The sequence below is a fragment of the Kitasatospora sp. MBT63 genome (assembly GCF_000710465.2).
Classification (GTDB): domain Bacteria; phylum Actinomycetota; class Actinomycetes; order Streptomycetales; family Streptomycetaceae; genus Kitasatospora.
Genome location: NZ_JAIZ01000445.1, coordinates 1 through 7,058, shown reverse-complemented (window position 1 = coordinate 7,058; position 7,058 = coordinate 1). Strand labels below are relative to the sequence as shown.

At 71.5% G+C, this 7,058-nt stretch carries 5 protein-coding genes; 1 reads left to right on the top strand and 4 read right to left on the bottom strand.

Features of this window, described 5'->3' with window-relative positions; all coding sequences use genetic code 11:
• Positions 1-188: 188 nt before the first annotated feature.
• From AA75_RS24305 to AA75_RS24295, 3 genes are all read right to left on the bottom strand, one after another.
• Entirely contained in the window at positions 189-512 is a 324-nt protein-coding gene (locus AA75_RS24305; RefSeq protein ID WP_033822344.1) for an FmdB family zinc ribbon protein, read from the bottom strand.
• A gap of 126 nt (positions 513-638) precedes the next feature.
• Positions 639-1,940, bottom strand: coding sequence for an MFS transporter (locus tag AA75_RS24300; RefSeq protein WP_033822343.1), 1,302 nt, complete (start codon positions 1,938-1,940; stop codon positions 639-641).
• Positions 1,941-2,345: 405 nt separating this feature from the next.
• Entirely contained in the window at positions 2,346-3,842 is a 1,497-nt protein-coding gene (locus AA75_RS24295; RefSeq protein WP_033822342.1) for a potassium/proton antiporter, read from the bottom strand.
• A 213-nt stretch (positions 3,843-4,055) separates the two neighbouring features.
• Here AA75_RS24295 and AA75_RS24290 point away from each other — a divergent pair, with 213 nt between their 5' ends.
• Positions 4,056-6,788 carry a penicillin acylase family protein gene (locus tag AA75_RS24290; RefSeq protein ID WP_033822341.1) on the top strand — a complete coding sequence of 911 codons (2,733 nt, stop codon included), beginning with the start codon at positions 4,056-4,058 and terminating at the stop codon, positions 6,786-6,788.
• 106 nt (positions 6,789-6,894) lie between these two features.
• On the opposite strand, the gene AA75_RS24285 is transcribed toward AA75_RS24290, so the two are convergent.
• A partial coding sequence (locus AA75_RS24285; protein WP_033822340.1) for a 5-formyltetrahydrofolate cyclo-ligase occupies positions 6,895-7,058 on the bottom strand: 164 nt, incomplete at its 5' end.

The window sequence follows — 7,058 nt, the reverse complement described above, 5'->3', positions numbered from 1 at the left end:
CCCGGCCCCGCCCCGCGGCCCCGCGCCACCGTACGAACCGCGACGGCCCGGTGCCACCGCATCGCTGCGGCGGCACCGGGCCGTCATACGTCTTGCGTCACCGCATCCGGGCGCGCACCGGCATCGAGCGCGTCGGACCTGCGCGGGTCGACCCCGCGCCACCTCGCTCCCGGCGCGCTACCGCAGTCTCAGCTCGCGGCCGGCGCGGAGGCCGTCGACGAGGACGAGCTCGACGACGAGGCGGACGAGCCGCCGGCAGCCGGCGCCGAGGAGGCGGAGGAGCCGCTGGTGGACGAGGAACCGGAGGCCCCGGACGTCACCGAGCTGCTGGACGAGGAGCGGCTGTCGGTCCGGTAGAAACCCGAGCCCTTGAAGACCACACCCACGGCCGAGAAGACCTTGCGGAGCTTCCCCTGGCACTCGGGGCACGTGGTCAGGGCCTCGTCGGTGAACTTCTGCACCGCCTCCAGGCCGGTCCCGCACTCGGTGCACTGGTACTGGTACGTGGGCACTTGCTCTTCCTCCTGCACTTCCCCCTGGCACTCTGGCCTGATGAGTGCTAACGATGGTCAATGATGCGGTATTCCGTTGACTGAGTCCAGCGCTCCGGGCGTGATCCGGGTGTGATCCCGGTCGGATCAGCCCTCCACCGTGGCGATCTTGGCGGTCTTCGCGGCGAGGCCGCCGCTGCGTGCGACGGTCCGGCTCCGGCTGCCGGGGGCGACCAGAAGCTGCCGCAGGGTGACCAGGCCGACCAGGCCGAGGCCGGCCCCGGCGACCGGGACCAGGAAGCCGGCCGACGGCCCGTGCAGGTCGATCAGCTGGCCGGCCACGGTCGAGCCGATCGCCAGGCCGAGGCCGATGGCGCCGGTGAGCCAGGTGAACGCCTCGGTCTTGGCGCCGTCCGCGACCAGCGTCTCCACCAGGGTGTACCCGGTGATCAGCGTGGGTGCGATGGCGAGGCCGCAGAACAGCCCGGCGACCGCGAGCGCGGTCAGGTTGGGCATCGCCCACAGCGTGGAGCAGCCGAGCACCAGCAGCGCGTAGCAGAACAGCATCCGCTGCCGGGCCGAGCGCTTCCAGCCGACCAGGCCGTAGAGCACGCCCGCGATCATCGAGCCGCCGGCGAAGATCCCGTAGACGGTGCCGTTGGCGCCGGCCTGTCCGGCCGACTCGGCGAAGGCGGTGACCGAGACCTGCATGGCGCCGAAGACGGTGCCGACGCCCAGGAACGAGGCGGCCAGCAGCCGGACGCCGGGAGAGGCCAGGGCGGAGACCCGCCGGACACCCTCGACCCGGGGGTGCCGGGCGGGGGCGGTGCGCCGCTGGGCGGCGAAGGCCAGTCCGCCGGCCACGGTCAGCGCGGCCTCGGCGATCAGGCCGGCGGCGGGGGACGCCTGGGTGGCGATCGCGGTGGCCAGGACCGGGCCGATCACGAAGGTGAACTCGTCGGTGACCGACTCGAAGGCGAAGGCCGTGTTGAGCATGGCCGGCCGGTCGGACAGGCGGCCGACCCAGCGGGCCCGGACCATCGCGCCGATCTGCGGCACGCTGGCACCGGCCGGCGCGGCGGCCAGGAACAGCGTCCAGACCGGGGCGTGGCCGAGGGCCAGCGAGATCAGGGCGCCGACGGAGACCGCGTGCACGGCGATGCTGGGCAGCAGGACCGCGGCCTGGCCGTAGCGGTCGGCCAGCCGGCCGGTCTGCGGGCCGACGAGGGCCTGCGCGACGGCGGAGACCGCCGCCACGGCGCCGGCCGTGCCGTACGAGCCGTGGGTCTGGAAGACCAGCAGCACGATGCCCAGGCTGAGCATCGCGTAGGGCAGCCGGGCGGCGAAGGCCGGGGTCAGGAACGTCCAGGCGCCGGGGGTGCGGAGCAGCGCTCCGTAACCCGCCCGGGCGGGGGTGTCGGGGCTTTCGACCGTTCGGCGGGCCGTCACGGTCGGTCCTTCCTGCTGCCTGGTAGCGCGGAACAGGGCAGGGAAAAGCCCCGACGGCGCCGAGAGTCGTCCTCTCGCGCGTCGACCGGGGTAGATACCGGGTCCGGCTGGCCGGGTCGTGGAAGCGGGGGCCAGAGAAGTTCAGTTCAACTGCGGACCGCGGCCGCCGAGCGGTCGCGCCAACTCTGCTTCAGGCAGATGTTGCGGGTGGTTCAGTCTTGAAAACGAAAACGCTGATAACGCCTATATACCTTCATCCTAGCGGGTCATGGCAAGCCCCGGCTGGTAACGGAAGGTGAACAGAGGCACACCCCTGCCGTTCCGACGCGCACGGCCCTGTACACACCGCGGGTCCCTGACTCCCCACGTCCCCGGCACCCCGGGTCCCCGCCCGCTACCTGCCCGCTACCCGTCCGCCTGCCGTCCGCGCAGCCAGCCGGCCAGCTTGCCGCCCTTGTCCACGGCGCGCAGCCGCCGCTCCGCGGCCTCGCCGACCTCCTCGGTGGTGACCACCAGCAGCTCGTCCCCGGCGCGCAGCACGGTGGCCCGCTCCGGTACGAAGCTGGAGCCGTCGCGCACCACCAGGGTCACGGCGGCGCCCTTGGGCAGCCGCAGTTCGCCGACCTCGACGCCGGAGATCCGTGAGCCGGCCGCGAGCGAGACCGACAGCAGGTGGCCGTGGAGCTTCTCCAACGGCGCGGACTCGATGCCGAGGTCCTGGCCGATCGAGCCCTCGCCGATCCGCAGGCGCTTGGCGACCAGCGGCAGGGTCGGACCCTGGAGCAGGGTGAAGACCACGACCAGGATGAAGACGACGTTGAACAGCTCCTGGGCCCTCGGCACGTCGGCGACCAGCGGGATGGTGGCCAGCACGATGGGCACCGCGCCGCGCAGCCCGGCCCAGCTGAGCAGGGCCTGCTCGCGCCAGGGCAGCCGGAACGGCGTCATGGTGACCAGCACCGAGGCGGGCCGGGCGACGAAGACCAGGACCGCGCCGACGACCAGCGCGGGCACTATCGCCGAGCGCATGGTCTCGGGGGTGACCAGCAGGCCGAGCACCACGAACATGCCGATCTGCCCGATCCAGGCGAGTCCGTCGGCGAAGCCGCGGACGGCCGGGCCGTGCGGCAGTTTGCTGTTGCCCAGCACCACCGAGGCGATGTAGACGGCGAGGAACCCGGAGCCGTGCAGCAGCGCGCCGCCCGCGTAGGCGAGCACGACCAGGGCCAGCACGGCGATCGGGTAGAGGCCGGAGGACGGCAGCGCGACGTGCTTGACCCCGTACGCGCCGATCCGGCCGACGGAGTAGCCGACCGCGGCGCCGATGGCCAGCTCGGCGATGATCGTGCCGACCAGCATGTACCAGGGGTCGAGCGGTCCGGCGGTGGCGAAGGCCACCACCAGGATCACCACGGGGGCGTCGTTGAAGCCGGACTCGGCCTCCAGCAGGCCGGTGAGGCGCTCGGGCAGCGGGACCATCCGCAGCACCGAGAAGACCGCGGCCGCGTCGGTGGAGGAGACGATCGCGCCGAGCAGCATCGAGCTGCGCCAGTCGAGGCCGACCAGCAGGTGGGCGCCGGCGGCGGTGACGAAGACGCTGACCGCGACGCCGACGGTGGCCAGCACGGTGGCGGCCGGCATCACCGGCCGTATCGCCTTCCAGCTGGTCTTGAGGCCGCCCTCGGCGAGGATGACCACCAGCGCCGCGTAGCCGAGGACCTGGGTCAGCTCGGCGTTGTTGAAGCTGATCCCCAGGCCGTTCTGGCCGAGGGCGACGCCGATGCCGAGGTAGATCAGGAGGCTGGGCAGCCCGGAGCGGGTGGAGATGCGCACGGCGACCACCGCGACCAGCAGGATCACGGAGAACTCGAGCAGGAACTGGTTCAGCTGGTCGACGGTCACGCAGGAGCACCTCGGTGGTGTGAGGGGGCAGCTGATGAATCGTTACTCAGTCTAACATTTTACCTGATCTTTGATGTCCGCTGCCAGTCGCCCTGCCCAGGTATCGTCCCCCTGATCCAACCGTGGGCGTCCCCCGTGTTCGCCCGCCACTTGAGTCGCCCTAATGTGGTGACCTGTCACGGCCGCAAAAAGTCTCTCCAGCCAAGGATCCGGATGTCCCGCTCGAAGAAGTTCCGGCGCGCTCGCCTGATCGTGATCGTGCTGGCCGTGCTGCTGGTGGCCGGCGTGGCCGGCGGCGCCTACTGGGGGGTGCGCACCGTCCAGGCCTCGTTCCCCGTGGTCGAGGGCACCGTCAAGGTGGCCGGCATGTCCGCCCCGGTCGACGTCAAGCGCGACGCCAACGGCATCCCGCAGCTGTACGCCGACACCGACGCCGACCTGTTCCGGGCCCAGGGCTACGTGCAGGCCCAGGACCGGTTCTGGGAGATGGACGTCCGGCGCCACATCACCTCCGGCCGGCTGTCCGAAATGTTCGGTTCGGGGCAGGTCGAGACCGACGGCTTCCTGCGCACCATGGGCTGGCGCCAGGTCGCGCAGCAGGAGTACGACACCAAGCTCTCCGAGGACACCAAGAAGAACCTGCAGGCCTACGCGGACGGCGTGAACGCCTGGCTGGGCGAGCACCCGGGCGGGTCGAGCGCCTCGCTGGAGTACACCCTGCTCGGGGCCGTCAACGGCGACTACAAGCCGGAGAAGTGGGACCCGGTCGACTCGGTGGCCTGGCTCAAGGCGATGGCCTGGAACCTCTCCGGCAACATGCAGGACGAGATCGACCGGGCCCTGCTCGCGCAGGACTTCGACCCGGACCAGATCGCCCAGCTCTACCCGGAGTACCCGTACGCCCGCAACGGCACGATCGTGAAGACCGGGACCGTCGCCGCCGACGGCGGCTACAAGCCCGCCGACGGCCAGAGCCCGGCGGCCCCGGCCGCCGGTGCCACCACGCAGAGCCGGGCCGTGACCGACGCCCTGCTGCAGGACGTCTCGAACAAGATCACCGCGATGCCGCAACTGCTCGGCCCGCAGGGCCAGGGCATCGGCTCCAACTCCTGGGTGGTCGACGGCAAGCACACCACCACCGGGAAGCCGCTGCTGGCCAACGACCCGCACCTGGGCCCCGGCATGCCGTCCGTCTGGTACCAGATGGGCCTGCACTGCCGCGCGGTGAGCAAGACCTGCAACTACGACACGGCGGGCTTCACCTTCTCCGGCATGCCCGGCGTGGTCATCGGCCACAACAAGGACATCACCTGGGGCTTCACCAACCTCGGCGCCGACGTCACCGACCTGTACCTGGAGAAGGTCACCGGACCGGACACCTACCTGGTCGACGGCAAGGAGATGAAGTTCCAGTCCCGCAAGGAGACCATCAAGGTCGCCGGCGGCGAGGACCGGACCATCACCGTCCGCACCACCCAGGACGGCCTGCCGCTGATCTCCGACCAGAGCACCGAGCAGCAGCACGTCGGTCAGAACGCGCCGGTCGGCAACGCCGCCCCGGACCGCGCGGCCGGCTACGGCGTCGCCCTGCAGTGGACCGCCCTGACCCCCGGCAGGACCATGGACGCCGTCTTCAAGCTCGACCGGGCGGCCGGCTGGGACGACTTCCGCTCCGCGGCCGAGGACTTCGCGGTCCCGGCGCAGAACCTGATCTACGCCGACACCAAGGGCAACATCGGCTACCAGGCCCCCGGCATGATCCCGCAGCGCACCAAGGGCGACGGCACCTACCCCGCGCCCGGCTGGGACTCCTCCTACGGCTGGAAGAAGGACTGGATCCCCTTCAAGTCGCTGCCCTACAGCTACAACCCCCCGGCCGGCTACCTCGTCACCGCCAACCAGGCCGTGGTCGACCCCGGCTACAAGTACCTGCTCACCAAGGACTGGGAGTACGGCACCCGGGCCAAGGAGATCACCGACCAGATCGAGTCCCGGCTCAAGAACGGCGGCAAGATCTCCCCGGACGACATGCAGGCCATCCAGCTGGACAACACCAGCGTGATGGCCCAGACCCTGGTGCCGCTGCTGCTCAAGGTGCAGGTCGACGACCCGTACGTGCGCGAGGCCCAGGACCTGCTGCGCACCTGGAACTTCCACCAGGACGCCGACTCCGCCGCCGCCGCGTACTACAACGGCGTCTGGCGCCAGCTGCTCACCCTGGCCTTCGGGCAGAAGTTCCCGGCCGGTCTGCGGGCCGAGGGCGACTGCCTGCTGGTGCGGCAGAAGCGCGACGCCACGCTGCCCGAGGGGGCGGTCGGCAACACCACCCAGGCCGTCACCGAGTGCGGCACCCGCAAGGCCGGCTCCGCCCAGCCGGACGGCGGCGACCGCTGGACCGAGGTGGTCCGCCAGCAGCTCACCCGGCCCGACAGCACGTGGTGGAACTACATCGACTCCAACCACCGCTCGCAGCACGGGCTGGAGTCCCTGCTGGCGGAGGCCATGAAGGACGCCCGGCAGGACCTCACCGCCCAGCTCGGCAAGGACATGAAGACCTGGAACTGGGGCCGGCTGCACACGCTGACCCTCAAGGAGCAGACCCTCGGCAGCGACGACTCGTCGATCGCCTCCGGCCTGGTCCACCGGCTGCTCAACCGGGGTCCGTACCAGCTCTCCGGCGGCACCGCCGCGGTCGATGCGGCCGGCTGGAACGCGGCGGCCGGGTACCAGGTCGACTGGATCCCCTCGATGCGGATGGTGGTCGACCTGAGCGACTTCGACGCCTCCCGGTGGATCAACGTCGGCGGCGCCTCCGGCCACGCCTTCCACGACAACTACAACGACCAGACCCAGCTCTGGGCGGACGGGAAGCTGTTGTCCTGGTCCTACTCGCCGGAGGCGGTGGACAAGTCCACCAAGCACACCATGACGCTGCTGGCCGGCTGAGCCGCCGGCCCGGCCGCACTCCGCGGGCCGTCCGGCCGCCCCCTCGGGGAGCGGCCCGGGCGGCCCGCGCGCCGTTGCGGGAGCGCCGCCGTACGGTCCGGGCGGCTCAGAACCTGACCACCCCGGACGGGGTGACCGCCGCGTCCACCGGAAGGTCGTGAGGCTCGGCGGGCACCTCGGCCAGCAGCTCCGCGTCGTAGAGCAGCGTCGCCAGGTACGGCCGCGCACCGGCCGCCGCCAGCCGGGCCAGCACCCGGTCGTACGAGCCGC

Bases quoted from the DNA above. Each gene is read 5' to 3' on its own strand.
- AA75_RS24290 (WP_033822341.1), top strand. From the start codon at position 4,056: ATGTCCCGCTCGAAGAAGTTCCGGCGCGCTCGCCTGATCGTGATCGTG.